This is a genomic window from Corynebacterium kroppenstedtii (genome assembly GCF_016894245.1).
Taxonomy (GTDB): Bacteria; Actinomycetota; Actinomycetes; order Mycobacteriales; family Mycobacteriaceae; genus Corynebacterium.
In genome coordinates this window covers 808,571-825,926 of record NZ_CP069792.1, presented here as the reverse complement: position 1 = coordinate 825,926, position 17,356 = coordinate 808,571, and the positions used below count along the sequence as shown (strand labels likewise).

The 17,356-nt window shown below is 56.7% G+C and carries 17 protein-coding genes; 10 read left to right on the top strand and 7 right to left on the bottom strand.

The genetic code is table 11. From position 1 onward, the window contains the following. The first annotated feature begins 67 nt into the window (after nt 1–67). From I6J23_RS03640 to I6J23_RS03600, 9 genes are all read left to right on the top strand, one after another. Nucleotides 68–973, top strand: a complete 906-nt coding sequence (locus I6J23_RS03640; RefSeq protein WP_239454977.1) for an NUDIX hydrolase — start codon at nt 68–70, stop codon at nt 971–973. Then, nucleotides 967–3,699 (top strand): hypothetical protein, encoded by a 2,733-nt coding sequence (locus I6J23_RS03635; protein ID WP_204582568.1) that lies wholly within the window; start codon nt 967–969, stop codon nt 3,697–3,699. Before I6J23_RS03640 ends, I6J23_RS03635 begins: the two co-directional genes overlap by 7 nt. A 51-nt stretch (nt 3,700–3,750) precedes the next feature. Next, entirely contained in the window at nt 3,751–4,026 is a 276-nt protein-coding gene (locus I6J23_RS03630; protein WP_204582567.1) for a hypothetical protein, read from the top strand. A gap of 49 nt (nt 4,027–4,075) precedes the next feature. After that, entirely contained in the window at nt 4,076–7,693 is a 3,618-nt protein-coding gene (locus I6J23_RS03625) for a murein biosynthesis integral membrane protein MurJ (protein ID WP_204582566.1), read from the top strand. 280 nt (nt 7,694–7,973) lie between these two features. Further along, entirely contained in the window at nt 7,974–8,495 is a 522-nt protein-coding gene (locus I6J23_RS03620) for an RNA polymerase sigma factor (RefSeq protein ID WP_204582565.1), read from the top strand. A gap of 188 nt (nt 8,496–8,683) precedes the next feature. After that, nucleotides 8,684–9,520 carry a hypothetical protein gene (locus tag I6J23_RS03615; protein ID WP_204582564.1) on the top strand — a complete coding sequence of 279 codons (837 nt, stop codon included), beginning with the start codon at nt 8,684–8,686 and terminating at the stop codon, nt 9,518–9,520. Between the two features lie 29 nt (nt 9,521–9,549). After that, the gene (gene trxB / locus I6J23_RS03610) at nt 9,550–10,476 is read left to right on the top strand and encodes a thioredoxin-disulfide reductase (protein ID WP_204582563.1); all 927 of its coding nucleotides are present in this window, start codon (nt 9,550–9,552) and stop codon (nt 10,474–10,476) included. Between the two features lie 230 nt (nt 10,477–10,706). Beyond that, entirely contained in the window at nt 10,707–11,030 is a 324-nt protein-coding gene (gene trxA / locus I6J23_RS03605; protein ID WP_204582562.1) for a thioredoxin, read from the top strand. A 92-nt stretch (nt 11,031–11,122) separates the two neighbouring features. Beyond that, a complete protein-coding gene (locus I6J23_RS03600; RefSeq protein ID WP_204582561.1) occupies nt 11,123–12,301 on the top strand; it encodes an N-acetylmuramoyl-L-alanine amidase in 1,179 nt (392 codons plus the stop codon). 101 nt (nt 12,302–12,402) lie between these two features. Here the strand turns inward: I6J23_RS03600 and I6J23_RS03595 are convergent, their stop codons facing one another. From I6J23_RS03595 to I6J23_RS03580, 4 genes are all read right to left on the bottom strand, one after another. After that, on the bottom strand, nt 12,403–12,621 hold the full coding sequence (locus tag I6J23_RS03595; RefSeq protein WP_204582560.1) for a hypothetical protein: 219 nt from the start codon (nt 12,619–12,621) through the stop codon (nt 12,403–12,405). A gap of 187 nt (nt 12,622–12,808) precedes the next feature. Continuing rightward, complete coding sequence (locus tag I6J23_RS10900; protein ID WP_204582559.1) at nt 12,809–12,973, bottom strand: ribbon-helix-helix domain-containing protein; 165 nt, start codon at nt 12,971–12,973, stop codon at nt 12,809–12,811. After that, nucleotides 12,906–13,058, bottom strand: a complete 153-nt coding sequence (locus tag I6J23_RS03585; protein WP_204583087.1) for a hypothetical protein — start codon at nt 13,056–13,058, stop codon at nt 12,906–12,908. The genes I6J23_RS10900 and I6J23_RS03585 overlap by 68 nt, the downstream gene beginning before the upstream one ends. 161 nt (nt 13,059–13,219) lie before the next feature. Continuing rightward, complete coding sequence (locus tag I6J23_RS03580) at nt 13,220–13,399, bottom strand: hypothetical protein (RefSeq protein ID WP_204582558.1); 180 nt, start codon at nt 13,397–13,399, stop codon at nt 13,220–13,222. Between the two features lie 22 nt (nt 13,400–13,421). On the opposite strand from I6J23_RS03580, the gene I6J23_RS10820 reads away from it, so the two are divergent. Beyond that, a complete protein-coding gene (locus tag I6J23_RS10820) occupies nt 13,422–13,553 on the top strand; it encodes a hypothetical protein (protein WP_275431240.1) in 132 nt (43 codons plus the stop codon). A 212-nt stretch (nt 13,554–13,765) separates the two neighbouring features. On the opposite strand, the gene I6J23_RS03575 is transcribed toward I6J23_RS10820, so the two are convergent. From I6J23_RS03575 to I6J23_RS03565, 3 genes are all read right to left on the bottom strand, one after another. Then, entirely contained in the window at nt 13,766–14,491 is a 726-nt protein-coding gene (locus I6J23_RS03575; protein WP_204582557.1) for a hypothetical protein, read from the bottom strand. A gap of 4 nt (nt 14,492–14,495) precedes the next feature. Continuing rightward, on the bottom strand, nt 14,496–15,974 hold the full coding sequence (locus I6J23_RS03570; protein ID WP_412523800.1) for a ParB/RepB/Spo0J family partition protein: 1,479 nt from the start codon (nt 15,972–15,974) through the stop codon (nt 14,496–14,498). Nucleotides 15,975–16,283: 309 nt separating this feature from the next. Continuing rightward, nucleotides 16,284–17,228, bottom strand: a complete 945-nt coding sequence (locus I6J23_RS03565; protein ID WP_204582555.1) for a ParA family protein — start codon at nt 17,226–17,228, stop codon at nt 16,284–16,286. Between the last annotated feature and the right edge of the window lie 128 nt (nt 17,229–17,356).

Here is a 17,356-nt window from a genome sequence, read left to right as displayed (position 1 = left end):
ACAATGAACGTGCGTGATGACTGGCCCATCTACCCACATGGGTTCATCGGCCTCTATCCTGAAAAGAATGAGTAGGAGCACACGGCCACAGTCAGCGAGCCATCACTCGTCCGACGCTGGCCACACGGGGGGCGGCGGATCGCCACGGCGCACGCGGCGCACTAACGGAGGCCGACGCCGGCGCAGCACCTCGAGCTCGAAAAACAATCGTCATGATGGCGATAAGAAAAAGGACAATCAGCCTCGCACACCGCGCAGTAACCACAGTCAGGGCAACGGCTCGTCGCGAGATAAAAATTCGTCGCGAGATAAAAACAAGCCACACCAGAAGCGTGCTACTGCATCGCGACGAAACAGCTCGCGCGATGCTGGGAAGCGTTCGCGGCCTGGTAGATCACGTGACCAACGCTCCGGCCGCGGGGCACGAAATACCAGGCGGAATAAATCTCGCGCCCTCGCTTCCGTCTACATGCCTACCTCGGAAGAAACCTCCGCCGGCGGGCTCGTCGTCTCTGGATTAGCCGAAGCTGTTGACGACGCCGGGATTGTGAATATGGATCGCATTTATGTATGCCTTATCGGGCGGCTTGACCGACGTGGGCGACTACTATGGTCCATCCCCAAAGGTCACGTTGAACAAGGCGAGGACCATACCACGACCGCCGAGCGCGAAGTGTGGGAAGAAACCGGATTAACCGGACGTGTCTTCGCGGACCTGGGAACTATTGACTATTGGTTCGTCTCCGACGGAATCCGCATCCATAAAACGGTCCACCACCATCTGTTGGAATACGTGGACGGCATATTTAATGATGATGATCCTGAAGTCACCGAGGTTACGTGGGCCCCTGCCTCTGAACTCGTTGAACGGCTAGCTTACGGGGATGAACGGAAATTGGCCCGGCGCGCACACGAGATTCTGCCGGATCTCGCACGTCAAGCCCATGCGGAGGGAAGGATGACGCCATGGTGAAACCGTGGGGCACACGCATCCTAGGCATGTGCAGCGCTTGTGCCGTAGCTTGTGCCGTCGGAATTCTCCCGGCGACGCTCACCGAAACAGGGCATCAGGGTCCTACGGCCCAGGCTGCGGAATCGACGCAATGGACCAACCCCTCGGCACGGGACGGGCACTCCAAAAACGATATTGATGTCTCGATTTCCCAGCTTGATCCGACGATTGCCACGATCGATGGACATGTTGCGTTCACGGTGAAGCTGACGAATTCAACATCGAGCACCCTCGACTCCATTACATATTCTCTGTCGCGCTCCGATGCCGTCGTCGACACCGCATCTGCTCGGCTCCGGTTGGCGGATAACAAAGATGTGTTTAACCACGAGCTCATCAACGGGGCTGTGGATCACGATCAGGCCAATGACTCGCAATCTACGGGGTCAACGTCAGCAGGCGAATCGACCAAAAAAGGCGAGTCAACCAAGGACAATAAATCCACCGCTTCCTCGAGCGATAACGCCGCTGTCACTCTCAAACCTGGTGAATCCACCACGTTGACTTTTGACCTTCCGATCACGGAGGGGAGTGGCAAGGCGACACCTTTAGGCATAACTGACCCAGGGACCTACCCCATCGTGATCAGCGCCCAGGCGGGGTCGTATGAGGGTTCTTCGAGGTTCTTACTTCCCGTCCGGGATAAAACTAAACCGGACACTGACAATAAACCGGCTACTGAAAATCAGCCTGTACCATTTACTTTCCTCTGGCCACTTGCCAGCCGCTCGGCCATCGTTCCTGGTGAAACTGGTGAAGCCCCTGACTCTGCACCGCTTCTGCTGAGCGACGAAACACTCGCTCATGAGCTCGCTCGTGGAGGTCGGCTCGATGGCTTGTTGTCGGCCTACGCTACTGCGGCCAACAAAAATAACGACATTAAAGAAGCGAGCTGTCTAGCCATCGATCCCGATCTGCTTACCACAGTGGAGAGAATGACTCACGGTTACTCGGTGGCCAATGAGAGGCCCAGCGCCGTGAGTGAAACCACTCGCCTGCGGGATAGTTGGGGGTCCTCCAATCGAACGAAGACGCGCGATGGCAAGGGCACTGGCGACGCTGAGAGGTGGCTGAAGAAACTCAAAGACACGGCATCCGGTGGGTGCGTGGTGTCGCTGCCCACTTCTGGGGCTAACCTTAGTGCCGTCGCAGCCACCAAAGACCCTTGGTTAGCTACACAAACGCTCTCAACCGGGGATGCGACCATTCAAGCCATCCTTGGTACTAGCACACTCAGCAACATCGCCATTCCCGGCGCGGGTTACCTCAACCAAGATGCCATACCGTCGTTAGCTAACGCCTACACCAATGGGGAGCCCGTCGACCTTAACTCGCAATTTGAGCAAGGAGCCGCAAAAACCGATAAATCTGATGACACGCCCAACACGGAGGAACCACAGGCCAATCCAGTTACTCTCACTTCTGACGACGCGTCTACGAACACAGTACGGCCAGCCTCGTGGCCTCCTCATGATCCGCATGTCACGACGCTCGTTGCGGATAACTCGCTGTCTACAAGCCCTGCCCCTAACAATGGAGAACTATCTGATACGGCACCGGGCGATAGTTCTTCCTCCGACAACGCTGATTCGGCTGGTGGGAATTCCGGGGCTCGTTCACGCGATGACGACTCAGATAAACAAGACCAACCCACGTGGGAGAACAAACTTGTCGACGTTGGTCACGGTGTGACAGCCATTCCATTTAACGCAGACGTGGGGGCCACTCTTGCGGCAACCGGGGGGACACCCGAAACGGCCGCGTACTCCACACCTTTGACTCGCTATCACGAGACGCTTGATTCCTCTCATGCGCGTATGCAGGACGCCATTGCCGTCATGTGGCAAACGATTCAATCGCGCACTCCTATCCTTGCCACGCCTCCCGCGCAGTGGACAGCCAGCCAAGAAGACGCCACCGCTTTCCTAGACGCGGTTGGCACACTCCTCGGTGGCGACGCCACACCGACCGCACTCTCCGCTATCACGTCCCAAACTCCACATTCCACGGGGAGTGTGAACCGCCCGTATGACGATCCCGGCGCGGTAAGCAGCGACGATATACATCGGGTAGCGACGCAGGCGTCGTCAATCACACGACTCACCACCATGATGAGCAATGATGATCGGATTGAGCTCACGCGGTTTAATTTCACATCGCCGTTACGGACAGATCTCCTTCGGGCACTGACTGACGACGGCCGACGGAGTGAAAAGAAATACGACACCGTCACCCAGTATTCGGACACGCTGTTGGATAAAAGCCAGGCGATGCTTCACAACCTTTTGACCTCGGTGAAGCTCGTTCCTCCGGGCAATGTGTACACGCGGACGTCGGATTCATCGCCGATCTTGATCGTGGCGCGCAATGGTTTACCCCTCCCGGTCAAGGCATCGCTCCAATGGCAGGGCCCGTCGAACGTCCAGCTTGACGAGCTGAAACAAACGTTGCCTGCCCGTGGTTCGGTTACCCTCCAGGTGCATGCTGATATCGCGGCACGGAGTAAACAAACCAAACTCAAACTATGGCTAGCGGGCGACCATAATCAGGCGCTGTCTGAACCCACCACCGTCGCCATTCAATCTGCCCCAGGTATCTCCTGGAAAGGTGTTCTGACCGTGGGGGGAATCCTCGTCACGATCGCTGGAATCGGCCTTATCCTGCGGGAACGGCGAACACGCATGTAGGTTGTCGTCTTGTGAACTGACCACGATAAATTGACGGGTAAGGATTTTATCGTGAGAGAAAGAGCCGTCTTTTCAGGAATTCTGTGTGGATTATTTCTCGGCGTCGCAACTCTCTACGGCGGAGTATTGCTTTCCACCTGTCTACCCATACCCGTCGTTTTCTACGGACTACCTCTCGCTTTCTTAGTGATGGTGGGAGTTCTGGCCGGGTCTGTCTCCCTGCTCAAGAACGATCGCTGCAGCAATCGATCATGGCGTGGCTTCGCGATCACATTTGTGACGATTGATCGTATTCGCCGCGTTAGTATCCCCAATTCACAGCGCTAACGGGCATGTCGATTCCACTTCGTTAAGCAAGTCGGCAACAATGGGCAAGGTGAGTTCAACCGACGAGAACCCAAGCTCCCCAGAGCAGCCCGAGCACCAACCGCGCCACACCGCGGCGTCTCCTCGGGCACGTGCTGGACAACGTGGCCGGATCGTCACCCCCAGGCCTCCCGCTCCAGTGCCGGAGCCAAGGAAGAAACCGACCCAGCAGGCTGGCCCCGACCTCTCCACGCTCAATGAGCGGCCACGCGCCGACCGGTCCGGTGAGCAAGGAGCACGGGGGAGCACAGCAGCATCCCCTGACCGCGCCTCGTCATCGACGGCGACAGCCACCGCGGTGAAGCCCCAGCAGGGCCAGGGTGGAAGTGGAGACGCATCACCCCAGGCAGGCACAGGTGATGGTGAGGACAAGCCACCCACGAGTACCGACACCGAGGTTGTCCGGGCCGGCGGAACGATGGCCGTCGCCACGTTGCTGTCCCGCATCACGGGGTTCTTCCGTAACCTCCTCATCGGCTCCACCATGGGCGCTGGGGTCGCGTCGGCCTACACCAGTGCGAACACTCTGCCGAACCTCATTACGGAGATCGTCCTGGGCGCAATTTTGACGTCGCTCGTCATTCCCGTTCTCGTGCGCGCAGAGAAAGAGGATGCGGACCACGGCGCTGCATTCATTCGACGCTTGCTAACGGTCGCGTCGGCCCTGCTAGTTGGGGTGACCGTGCTCGCCGTCCTCGGAGCGCCGTGGCTTGTTCAGCTGTCGTTGGACGCGAACGGCAAGGTCAATGTCACGATGGCGACGGTCTTTGCCTATCTCCTGTTGCCACAAATTCTGTTCTATGGCCTCTTTGCGCTGCTCATGGCTGTGTTGAATACGAAGGGGATTTTTGGTCCCGGCGCGTGGGCTCCGGTGGTCAATAACGCCATTGTGTTGGTTGTCCTTCTGGCGTACTGGTTCCTTCCGGGGTCATTGGATCCAACCCAGCACGTGGTGATCACCGATCCTCACATCCTTTTGTTGGGCGCGGGTACGACGTTGGGTGTTGTGGTTCAGGCGCTCATGTTGTTTCCGTATCTACGGATGGCCGGGGTTGACCTTCGCCCGCTGTGGGGCATCGACGACCGAGTCAAGCAGTTCGCCGGCATGGGTTTGGCGATCGTCGTGTATGTCGCTATTTCCCAGGCAGGGTATTTCTTCACCAACCGTATTGCGTCGGCGGCCGATCCCGGTGCGTTGTTCATCTACCAGCAGCATTGGTTGTTGCTGCAGGTGCCTTATGGCGTGATCGGTGTGACATTGTTGACGGCGATTATGCCTCGTTTGTCGCGCAACGCCGCCGATGGTGACAACCAGGGCGTTGTCCGTGATTTAACGATGGCCACGAAGATCACGCTGATGGCGTTGATCCCGGTCATTGTCTATTTCACGGTCTTTGGCACCACCATTTCGAGCGCGCTGTTCGCGTGGGGTCGTTTCGACGCGTCGTCGGCGGAAACATTGGGGTGGACGCTGAGTTTCGGTGCCTTCACACTGGTTCCGTACTCGATTGTTCTTTTGCACTTGCGCGTCTTCTATGCCCGTGAGCAGGCGTGGACTCCGACCTTCATCATTATTGCGATCACTTTGACCAAGGTCATTCTGTCCTACTTGGCACCGTTCTTAGCCACCCGCTCTGATTTTGTGGTTGTGTTGTTGGCGGCTGCCAACGGGTTCGGCTTCATTACGGGTGCGATCGTCGGGGCGGTGTTGCTGCATCGTTCATTGGGGTCCTTGCGTGGCCGTGAGGTGATGCGGTCAACGACGTGGGTGCTCGCTGCGTCCCTAGTTGGCGCTCTCGCCGGCTGGCTGCTGGATCTGGTGCTGCGCGGGGATTGGCTGATGCAGTTCCCGAAGGTGGCGACCTTGATGCGCACTGGTTTGGACGGCATCGTCTTGGTGGCTGTCGCGGGCTTGATCCTGGCGAAGTCTGGCCTGGAGGAAATCACCATTTTCGGCCGCGCGTTGGCCCGCGTACCTGGTCTGCGTCGGTTCGTATCGGTGCGGCAGCCTGCGCCAGAGGACATGGTCGGTGTTCCGAACGCGGCAGATGCTGCGGATACGTACAACGTGACTGCCTTGTCGACGGCCTCGCCTGGTTTGCCTCCCATGTCGGCTGGGTTTGTGCGCGGGCCTAAGCTCGTGCCGGGGGCGGCCGTTGCGAATGGCCGGTACCGATTGTTGGCCGACCATGGCGGAACGAATGCCATGCGCTTGTGGCACGCCCGCGAGCAAGCTTCGGGCAGGGAAGTCGCGCTGACAATCATCGACACCATGCGCATTCCGGGTATCGACGATTACCGCACTGCTCGCGATACGACTGACCGTATTATTGACCGCACATCCGCCCTCTACGAGGCGAAGTGTGCTGGCCTGGCGCAGATCCGCCACATTATTCGCGACTCTGCGGGAGCGATTGTGGTGGCGGATTGGACCCCGGGTTCTGCCTTGGCTGCTGTTGGTCAAGGACGGCCGGATCCGTACGCGGCGGCATTCGCGTGTGCTGGTTTGGCTGAGGCGGCAGTGACCGCGCATCGGCTGGATACGGCATTGGGAATTGATCATCGTGACCGCTTGCGGATTAGTTCGTCGGGCGAAGCTGTGCTGGCTTTCCCCGGAGTTATGCCACATAACTCGTACGGCCAAGATGTGCACGGCGTCGGCGTTGCTCTGAGTTTGCTGCTAGAGAATGTGGATCCAGTGCCGACGGACATCGCGAAGCTGCAGGATGAGGCTTTGCACGCTCGGTCGGCCGATGCAGAGACGCTGGCGGATCGACTGCGTCGGACGGGTTTGGGCGATGCGGAGCTTCATGCTGTTGATGAGTCCACCCCGAACCCTGAGGCTCGCCCTGGTTTCGGTGAGGCATCGCGCCGGCCCACTGGTATTGCGGGCATCGGTGCGCTGGCCATCGTTGTGGTTCTGGCAGCCGCGCTAATCGCGACGTATGTGGTGGGCAAGATTAACCGCAGCGATAATGGCCCTCTGAACTCGGGTTCGTTGGGGCGTGCTGGATCGTCGATTACTCAGGGCGATGGTGCGAAAGCGATTACCCCGACGGCGGCCGCGTATTGGGCTCCGGAGAATGGGCGGGGCACTCCTGATAACCCCGACATGGTTCCGTTGGTTATCGACGGAAATGGGACGACGGAGTGGCGTTCCGATGAATACGAGGCGCAGTTGGGCTCCTCCGCTACCTCCGTGAAGTCCGGCATGGGGATCATGATGACGCTGCCGGAGCCTGCGACGGTGACCTCGCTGCGTATCGATGGCGCGAAGAGCGGTACGCATGTGGAGATTCGTGCCGCTGGTTCAGCGACGCCGGCGACTGTAGAGGATACGACGGAGCTGGCGTCGGCCGACCTTGAGGATGGTTCCACAACGATTGATATCCCCAAGGCGGCACGACAATCTGCCGCGCCGGGCGCAGAGAAGTCGACGTCGTCGGTTCCTGCTCATACGCAATATGTCTTGGTCTGGATTACGGCGTTGCCGGTCCCGGACGCTGCCGAGATCTCAGAGATTGGTGTCACTGGTGTGGTGAATAAGGCCCAATCCAGCACGACGAGCCCAACGTCAGCGCAGTCTATGGCACGGACTGTCTCGAAACCTGTGACCCCTCAGGGGTAACGACGTACGGCCGGTGCGCCTCGAGTGCCCGGATCGTACGTATAGGGACTACGCATCGCGCCCGGGTGGTGACATCGGGCGTCGAATGTGAGAATCTAGTGTGGTGCTCATCGGGGGGAGGGCGCGGATTTCGTCGGGGGACGGTCCGCTGCCAGGTCAGTCTGAGAATAATGTCGCGCTAGGTCATTCTGTAGATACACAGGTGGCGAACACCTGTACCGATTACGGTCCTCATCGCGATTGTGCCTCACGACGCCCACGACCTCGCGAGCTGGAGACGATGAGTGACCAGGAGCTTTTCGCTGCGGTCAGCGCAGGTCAGGCGGATGCGATGGCGGTGTTAGCCCGTCGTCACGAAAAAGCAATACGCTTCGTCATTTCGCGCTGGGTGGATTGCCCGGAGGATGTGGACGATCTGTGGCAGGACACGCTGTTCAAAGCTCAGCGAGCGGCCACAATGTTTCGCGGACGCTGCGCTCCGGGGACATGGCTCCATCGAATCGCGGTGAATACGACAAAGGACTATCTCCGTCGACGGGGGAATGCTCGGATGGTCGTTCTTGACGGCGCCACACTTCCCGCGGAATTCTTTCGTGCCAATGAAGGTGGGTTGCGAGCTGCTTTAAAGACGGCACTGGCCAGCTTAGACGAGCCGTTCCGGACGACTTTTTTGCTCGTTGATCTTTACGGGTTCTCTGTGAAAGAAACTGCGGCGAAGCTGGATATCTCGCCGGGGACGATGAAGTCGCGGTGCTCACGCGCACGGCAAGCTCTTCGGAGTGCGCTGAATGAGGAGGCGTGACGGAGGTGGTGCGTGATCCGGAACACCGAGAGCTGCGTACCTGACGGTTGCCGTACGTAGGGGGTTACCGTATGGGGCCACCATACCTAGTAGCCGCCCACAACGTCGCTTGACCTGCAGGGAACCTGCACCTCGATTGCGCGTCTAATTCACTAACCGCCCACCTGTTGAAACCACTGGAGTGTGTCATGCCTACGTTTTCTCATGAGCCGGAGCCTTCGGCTTGGCCACCCCTTTCGCCTACTGTCTCTGATCTCTCCGACGACGACCTGGACTTTTTAGTCTCTCGTTTACTGTCTTCCAACGATGAGCTAGCCGTGAGTTCTCCCGACGAGGGTTCTTCCGACACAATGTCAACGTTGAGCCCATCGGTAGCGTCTAATACCGCGCCGGGCAAGGATCGCCGTGTAGCTCAAACTGAGAACGCAGATTGTCCTGTCGCCACTGACGGCGTGAGCCAGGTGATTCCTCTCCCCATGCGAAACACATGGTGGCGAATGGCTGCAATAGTCGTATTGATCGTGGGTGGCGTGGGATCGTCGTTCTTCATGCCGAACGTGATCGGGAAAATATCCACGCATACCTCAGATTCAGCCCACTCCGGCTCATCCCGTTCGGACACGATCCACTCGGACACCTCGGTTCTGCCGCGCCGGCGACCACCCAGCACCGAGCGATCCAGCGTGGAGTTGATTGCTATGACAAGCGAGCAACAAGCAGCGGCGAAGAAAGCTTTTACAGGAGCAATGGACCTCAGCAATCTCGATGTTCCCGTTGCGCAATGTTTGTCCACCATCACCATGGCTCATTCGCCCGTGCTCGGAGCCGCCCCCGTAGAATCATCCCAGCCTACAGCTACCCACACACCGTCAAGTCCCACCCCGCCTGGGTCCCGTCATACCAGATCTCAGCTGCTCATTCTTGGTGCACCGCTGCGCATTGTTGTTGTGGAGCACACGTGTTCTCGCGGAGAATCGAGCGTTCTCTACCGCTCGACCCTGAGTCACGGGGAGAGGACAGGTTAGGCTTTGACATGCCATGTAGCATTGCTCGCATGAGCGTTCACGATGTCATCATTGTCGGGTCTGGCCCTGCCGGCTACACCGCAGCCATTTATGCTGCTCGGGCAAATCTCAAGCCCCTTGTGTTCGAAGGCATCGAATACGGTGGTCTTCTCATGCAGACCACCGAGGTAGAAAATTATCCCGGCTTCCACGATGGGATTATGGGCCCATCACTCATGGAGGAGATGCGCCAGCAAGCTGAGCGCTTCGGTGCCGAACTCAAACAAGACATGGTTGAGAGCATGGGCCTGACCGGCGACATCAAGATCGTCCGTTCGGAGGGAGAGGAATACCAAGCCCGAGCAGTCATCATCGCTACGGGTGCAGCCCCTCGCTATCTTGGTGTCAAAGGTGAACAAGAACACCTGGGGCTAGGCGTATCCGCCTGCGCGACCTGCGACGGTTTCTTTTTTAAAGACAAACCCATCGTTGTCGTCGGGGGTGGAGACTCCGCCATGGAGGAGGCAGACTTCCTCACCAAGTTTGGTTCCTCGGTCACGATCGTTCACCGACGTGGCGAATTCCGCGCTTCAAACATCATGGTTCAGCGTGCCAAGGATAATCCGAAGATTAATTTCGAGATGAACGCCGTCGTTACCGAAGTGTGTGGCGACGGTCCCGTCGATCATCTCATTCTCGAAGACACACAGACGGGTGAACAGCGCACAGTGACTGCGTCGGCACTGTTTGTTGCCATCGGGCACGATCCCCGGTCTGAGATGGTTCGCGATGTCATCGACACGGACGACAAGGGCTACATCGTGGTACAAGAGCCCTCCACACGAACGTCGATTCCGGGGGTGTTCGCCGCCGGCGACGTCGTCGATAGCCACTACCAGCAGGCAATTACCGCAGCAGGATCAGGTTGTCGCGCTGCGCTCGACGTCGAACATTACCTGGTCGACCAGCGCGGATAAGGTGACTATGGCCTCAAACCATCCCCTAGGGACCACAACATACGCGGGATAGTGAATAGAAAACCTGCGTCCTGCGTTCTACGTCAATAGAGGGTCGCATAGAGAACCCTCGCATCGACGCGTAGTGATGGCTCTCGCTTGTTGATGGGTCATCATGCGTCACGCAGCTTGTAGCTACACCAATATTTCCAGTCAGAATTAACTCCAGCCGGAAAGGATTTCACACTCCCATGACTTCCCCAGTAAACGTCACCACGGACTCGTTCCGTTCCACCGTCGTGGACTCCGACAAGCCTGTTCTCGTCGATTTCTGGGCAACCTGGTGTGGTCCATGTCGGAAAATGAATCCCGTCCTGGAAGAAATCGCCGACGAGTACGACGGCAAAGCTGTGATCGCCAAGGTGAATGTCGACGAGAATGCACCCTTGGCATCCATGTTCCAGGTCATGTCCATCCCGACGATGCTGCTGTTCAAGGATGGCAAGAAAGTTCAAGAAATCCACGGGGCACAGCCCAAATCTCACATCACGACCGCACTTGAGAAACTTCTTTAACTCTATTCACTAACGCAACACTGTTCACTGATAGACTGACTCACTGACATTGTTATAACGGCAGAAATTGGGTTAAAGGGGCTGAGACGATCGTGGAGGAAAACCTGCAGGTGGGGGATAAGAGCCCTCGCGTCGCGGAGGTTCGCACGATCCTCACGAAGATTGGTCTTTTGAAGCACCCGGTGTCGGAGCACACCAGCACCGACCAGTGGGCTGATGGTGACGATGACTTTGACTACGAACTCCAGTCGGCGCTGCGAGCATTTCAACAGCAGCGAGGGGTTCTTGCCGACGGGGTCATCAACGACCACACCCTTCGCCTATTGCGCGAGGCTACCTATTCGTTGGGGGCTCGCGTTCTGCTGTATGACCCATCATCGCCGATGCAGGGTGATGATGTTGCCCAGCTGCAATCTCACCTGCAGGAACTTGGTTTCTATTCCTCCCAGATTGATGGACAGTTTTCCCGTGACACGTATAGCGCACTGAAAAATTATCAGCGTGATTATGGGCTTACTGTCGACGGTGTCTGTGGACCGGACACATTGAAGGCGCTGTCTTACCTGGGGCGGAGCATTACGGGTGGCTCACGGGCTGCAATCCAAGAGCGTGAGACCGTCCGTGCTGCAGGTCCGCAGTTGTCGGGGAAGCGCATTGTGATTGATCCGGGGCTCGGTCTGTCCACGCCGGGTCATGTCGTGCGTGGGCCCTACGGTGAGTTGACCGAAGAAGAGATTTTGTGGGACATCGCGACGCGGCTAGAGGGCCGCATGGTCGCGACGGGAATTGAGACGATTATTTCGCGCCCGCGCCAGGCTAATTCGACTGATTCGGAGCGAGCCGACATTGCTAATGCTTTCGGTGCGGATCTAGTCATCAGCCTGCGATGTGATTGGTATCACAATGAGCGCGCGGAGGGCTGTGCGTCGTTTTATTTCGGCTCCCCGCGCGGCCATTCGTCGATTACCGGCGAGTTATTGTCGGGCTATATTCAGCGAGAAATTGTAGCCCGGACGCCGCTACAGAATTGTCGTAACCATGCTCGTACGTGGGATGTATTGCGTTTGACGTCCATGCCGACGGTGGAAATCGTTTTGGGTTATCTTTCCAATCCACACGATACTGCTGTGCTGGTAGATCCGAACTACCGGGATGTCATCACAGAGGCCATGTTGATCGCCGTCAAGCGTTTGTATCTAGCTGATAATGATGATCAGCCGACGGGGACCTTTACGTTTTCCGAACTACTCGAACTCGAATCACAGGGTTAACGACCGCAGCGCTAACCTTTTAGCCACGGTGACGTAAATGAGCTGAGCTATGCTTGTGGGTGAGATAGCGCCGCGAAGGCTCGTTAGGCCTAATGCTTATATTATCCCACAGCAATTTCTAGGGAAGTGTCTGTCATACGCCAAGTAACTTCTAGTGTGTATTCAGCGCCGTAAGGCAGGTCCTCAGCCAGCGCAATAGCCTCGTGGACGTAAAAACCGAGTGTGCTGAAATTAGGGGCCCACGTGGACACCCCAATGCTGTTGGTTATGGTGGCTGGCCAGTTCTTTCCCTCTAGGGTGATATCAGCGGTGTAGGTCATTGTAACCATTCTTTTCCGCGTGCTGGTTCCACCTGTTTCTCAATACTTCGTAGCGTTCCGACGGGCAGGCCGCATCTTTATGGCGTTGCTAAGCAACTCATCACCGCCATCTGTGGCAACCACGACGGTTTCAAAAGAACGGGCGTAAGGATCGAAATTCCATGCTTAGTCGCCGAGAGGATATGCCTCATGCCACAGGCTTTAAATGGGTGATGACGTAACGAATGACCTCGGAGCGGTTCATGTGAAGTCGATCGGCGAGCTGATCGAGTCCGGCTAGCTCCTTAGCTGTCAGATGTACCGTAAAGGCGTGGGGTGAGTTGTATGTCTCGTCCGAGGCGGCCCCGACCACAGGTAATGAGTCTATCGACGTCGCAGCCGTCTTCCGCCTCAGCGAAGTAAGTGGCTAATTGGTCATCAGTGAGACGGACAGGCATGCAAATATCGTAGTGCACAAGCAGTGTTATTTAGTTTCGGTTTTTAATACGCGCCTTCGGTCGTCGTGCTCGGATCCTACCCAGGCAGGCAACCACTGTTACGGGCAGACCGGATTCGCACGCGCATATCCCGTGAAAATCAGTCGAATGGGGGGAAGGCTTTAGCGATCCATTTTCTTCCGTTTATGGTTGATGGTAACAAAAGAGAAAATCAGTGACGCAATAAGAGCGATAGTCATCGTCGGTTTTGCTAAAGGCGAGCCATCTAGTTCTGCAGCTATAGCACCAATACCGAAGAAGAGAAGAAGGAAATATACGAAGTAAATAGTTTTAAGCTGCATTTATTTGCACACTTTCTGCTCTATGAGTGTCAGAACCGCGCCTGTCACATTAATAAACGCTGCTACCTTTGGAGCTGCAGCCAGCAACGGAGCCATCTCAGCCGTTACTAAGGCGATTAATCCCGAGGATAGCGAGTCCTACGGAGTGATGTGAGGTGTCCCGTTGCACCAGGATTCGTGGACGTTCTTTTTAAAACTCATATCCGCACCCCTCATCAAGAGAAACGGCCCGGTTGCGAGTGAGTTAAGTCAACTTCGTCAGCCTTTAGAATCGCCTTGTGGTTCTTATCCGTTAGCTATAGGACAATACATGGGGCCGCCACCTCGATGGGTGTCGAACTCCATGTACCCTACTCTGTGACTGTGCTAGTGGGCTCCCATACCGACTTTGATTCGGAATCCCATGGTGACAGTCGCTTCCCACAGACTTTCTTCGACAGCTGCGAAAAGGTTCCCAGTATCAGGAAGTTCCATCCGATACCGTGGGAAAGCCGGGTGGTCGGCGGCGATCTCAAAACCCCGTTCTTCCAGTACATCGGAACACAGGATTGGAGCATGGCGGGGAATAAGGGGGCAGGTCGCCTTATCGGCTGGTGACGCGGTGGGGCGAACAGCAAAGCATTCCACTGCTCTTACGCCGCGACGCGATAATTCGTCGACGACAGCGTCGATAAGTCGGTGTTCTAGAAATAGTCCCTGGTAAGGTGGCGGAACATGCACCGTGGAGATGAGCACTGCGTCGTCACCGACTGGCCCTGTCGGAAAAGCTAGGCGTCCAGGAAGGCTAGCCGGCGGTGCAAAGACCACGGTGGCAGCAGGCACTGCTAAGTCCGCGTTTGCTCCGGACGTCACGTACGCGGTGAACGCGCATGACCCCCATGTGGTGAGGGTGTTGTGCATCCACAGTTCTTTATCCAGCCGGGGATTCCCAGAATCCACACTTCTCGGCTGACCAGCTGGTCCTGGGGGTTGCGACTCATCGTCATTATGGCTTTGTGTGCCAGGTTGGGTTGTCCAAAATGTGTTGGTCGCAGCTGTTCCAGCAAGATCCCCCAGGGTGTCAAGGGTGAGCGGATGTACAACTATTCGCATGGGTTTAGTGGCGTTCTTGCTCCGCACGTGAGGAGTCCGCTGTACCGGAGCTCCCCGACGAGCGGGAGTTATCTGCCGAACGAAGGACATCGTGATGCCCACTAGGGGAGTGCGAGACACTATCGGGGCGATTGCTGGGTTCGTGGGCTTTTAGCATTGCGATAATGCGGTCAAAATCCTCCATACCCGCAAACTCGACAACAATCTTGCCTTTCTTCGCACCCATTTGGACTTTTACGTTGGTATCTAAGTAATCGCCGAATGTATCGGCCCAGTGAGTCATTTTTTCGGGCTGGGGGCGGGGAGCGCGTGGCTCCTTCTTTTTTGGTTTATCCTCTCCTCGGTTGATAAGGGTGACAGCTTCCTCTGTCGCTCGCACCGACAGGCCTTCCGCCACAATGCGTTCAGCGAGCTTGATTTGGGCATCAGGGCCTTGTGTCACTCCCATGAGAGCGCGAGCATGGCCTGCGGACAACACTCCTGCGGCTACTCGACGTTGAACTGGTAGTGGGAGTTGGAGGAGACGAATAGTGTTTGAAATAACTGGCCGAGAACGTCCCAGTCGTGTGGCCAGCTCCGCCTGGGTGACACCAAATTCTTCGAGGAGTTGTTGGTAGGCTGCACCTTCTTCCAAAGGGTTGAGCTGCACACGGTGGATATTTTCCAGTAGCGCATCCCTCAGCATGGTGTCATCGTCGGCCTCCCGGACGATAGAGGGGATCGCTTCGAGATCAGCTAGTTGGGCGGCCCGTAAACGGCGTTCGCCCATGATGAGTTCAAATTTCCCGGGTTCCGACGCTTGACGCACCACGATGGGTTGAAGGAGACCAAACTCACGGATCGAGTGGGCCAATTCACGCAGGGCTTCTTGGTCGAAGTCCTGACGCGGATTTTTCTCGTTCCGGGTTATCGCGTTAATGGGAAGCTCGCGGTATGTTGCGGTTTCGTCGCTAATGAGAGGTTCCTGCGATGTATGTTCACTCTGCCGTTCAGCTTGTGGAGTTGCTGCGGAATCAGCGGAATCAGCGACTCCCCGGGCCTTTGCCTTTTTCGCGCTGGACGACGTGGTCCGGGTTCTATCGCGTACAGCTTCTTTCCTCTCCGCTGCGGCACGCTGCCCTAAGCTCGATCGGTTCTTTGGTAATCCCGCTTTGGTTCGTCCATGGTGGGTGTCCGCTGAGGCCGAACCCTTGGTAACGGCACCCTTGGTGTTCTTCTCGCTACTATCCGTCTGGGCATCTGCATTCCTGGACGACGCAGCGTTATCTGATTGGGTGCCGTCAGCTGGGGAATTTACGTTCTGATTACGACGCGGACTCTTCGTTAATGAGTACCAGGAGGGTTCCGGGGCACTGTTACTACCTCGGTTCGCTCCAAAGATGACGTCGGCTGCGTCGTTGCCAATCTGTGGTTTTGCCGGTCCCGTGGGAATTAAGGAGGCGAGTCCTTTACCGAGGCCACTCTTGCGTTTGGCTTCTGCCATGACGTTCATCCTTATCATTGTGGAGAACCTGCGCCGGAGCCTGGGGCACCAAGTGCAAATTCGTCGATCAATCGTCGATTATGGGGAAATTATTTAAAAGTGAGGGTTACACGCGTCTAGCGACCCAATTACGTTGTGCCCCGTAGCCTAGTCAGTTTTTCATCGTCGTAGGGAAACTCTGCGATTCATGGATGCCCGGTTCACGTTCGGCCCGAATGTTTCACGTGAAACATTGTGGCATCACGTCGATCAATTTTAGACCGACGTGGCACCCGCGAATTTCGGACTCCGAGTATTTAGCTTCGAGTTTTACGCGGTGTGACGGCCACGACGTGGGTCAGCGTTCCGCAAGGGCGACTCCGGCTCTCGACGTGCAAGTTCTTCGACAGTCGCCATGTACGCCGCCGACCCTGGGGAACCTGCATCGTGCTCGATCACGGTTTGGCCATAGCTCGGCGCTTCAGACACGCGAACATTCCGGGGGATGACGCGATCAAACACCAATGAACCGAACGACTCGCGGACATCGCTCTCGACATCATGCGAGAGATTCGTGCGACTGTCGTACATAGTGAGCAAGACACCGGTGATGTCCAGATTCGGGTTGAGAGCCTCCCGTATCAGGCGGACGTTCTCTGTCAGCTGCGTCACGCCCTCAAGAGCATAAAACTCGCATTGAATCGGAATAATAATTTCATTTGCGCCGGTCAGCCCGTTAATCGTCAGAAGACCCAAAGACGGGGGACAATCAATGAAGATGTAGTCGAACCCCATATCATCGATACCTTCATCACCCAGCATTTGTGCTACGCGGTACTCACGGTTGTACCCGTTAGCCAGTTCCATTTCCGCGCCGGCCAGATCAATGGTGGCCGGAATAGTGAACATATTGGGGTTCGACGGGTGAGCTTGAACGGCATCCTTGGGTTCAATTTCACCAATAATCACTTCGTATGTGGACGGAGTGCCTTCTGCTCGGTGCTCAGCACTGAGAGCAGTCGACGCGTTTCCCTGAGGATCAAGGTCCACCACCAGTACTTTTTGACCACGAAGAGACAGTGCCCACGCTAAATTTACGGTTGACGTGGTCTTCCCGACGCCGCCTTTCTGGTTAGCCAACGCGATTTTCCGGGTGTGGCGAGGTCGTGGAAGGGGCTTCATCGTCCCCGATTGAAACCGCGCGGCCCGTCGGGCTTGTTCTTCTATGCTGTTGTCGTCGTCATAGTCATACCCGTCCGACGAAACCCTGCCCATGTTCCCGTCCTTTGTGTCCGTGTTGTACAACTTCCGTGTGGCTGTCCGCCGTTGTCGTAACCTGTTTCGTAACCTGGCTTATCCTAGCCGGATTCGCGAGAACAAACTAGCGTTCCTGGTTGAGCAAC

Bases quoted from the DNA above. Each gene is read 5' to 3' on its own strand.
- I6J23_RS03640 (WP_239454977.1), top strand. From the start codon at position 68: ATGAGTAGGAGCACACGGCCACAGTCAGCGAGCCATCACTCGTCCGAC.
- I6J23_RS03635 (WP_204582568.1), top strand. From the start codon at position 967: ATGGTGAAACCGTGGGGCACACGCATCCTAGGCATGTGCAGCGCTTGT.
- I6J23_RS03620 (WP_204582565.1), top strand. From the start codon at position 7,974: ATGAGTGACCAGGAGCTTTTCGCTGCGGTCAGCGCAGGTCAGGCGGAT.
- I6J23_RS03615 (WP_204582564.1), top strand. From the start codon at position 8,684: ATGCCTACGTTTTCTCATGAGCCGGAGCCTTCGGCTTGGCCACCCCTT.
- trxB (WP_204582563.1), top strand. From the start codon at position 9,550: ATGAGCGTTCACGATGTCATCATTGTCGGGTCTGGCCCTGCCGGCTAC.
- trxA (WP_204582562.1), top strand. From the start codon at position 10,707: ATGACTTCCCCAGTAAACGTCACCACGGACTCGTTCCGTTCCACCGTC.
- I6J23_RS03595 (WP_204582560.1), bottom strand. From the start codon at position 12,621: ATGACCTACACCGCTGATATCACCCTAGAGGGAAAGAACTGGCCAGCC.
- I6J23_RS03585 (WP_204583087.1), bottom strand. From the start codon at position 13,058: ATGCCTGTCCGTCTCACTGATGACCAATTAGCCACTTACTTCGCTGAG.
- I6J23_RS03580 (WP_204582558.1), bottom strand. From the start codon at position 13,399: ATGCAGCTTAAAACTATTTACTTCGTATATTTCCTTCTTCTCTTCTTC.
- I6J23_RS10820 (WP_275431240.1), top strand. From the start codon at position 13,422: ATGAGTGTCAGAACCGCGCCTGTCACATTAATAAACGCTGCTACCTTT.
- I6J23_RS03575 (WP_204582557.1), bottom strand. From the start codon at position 14,491: ATGCGAATAGTTGTACATCCGCTCACCCTTGACACCCTGGGGGATCTT.
- I6J23_RS03570 (WP_412523800.1), bottom strand. From the start codon at position 15,974: ATGGCAGAAGCCAAACGCAAGAGTGGCCTCGGTAAAGGACTCGCCTCC.
- I6J23_RS03565 (WP_204582555.1), bottom strand. From the start codon at position 17,228: ATGGGCAGGGTTTCGTCGGACGGGTATGACTATGACGACGACAACAGC.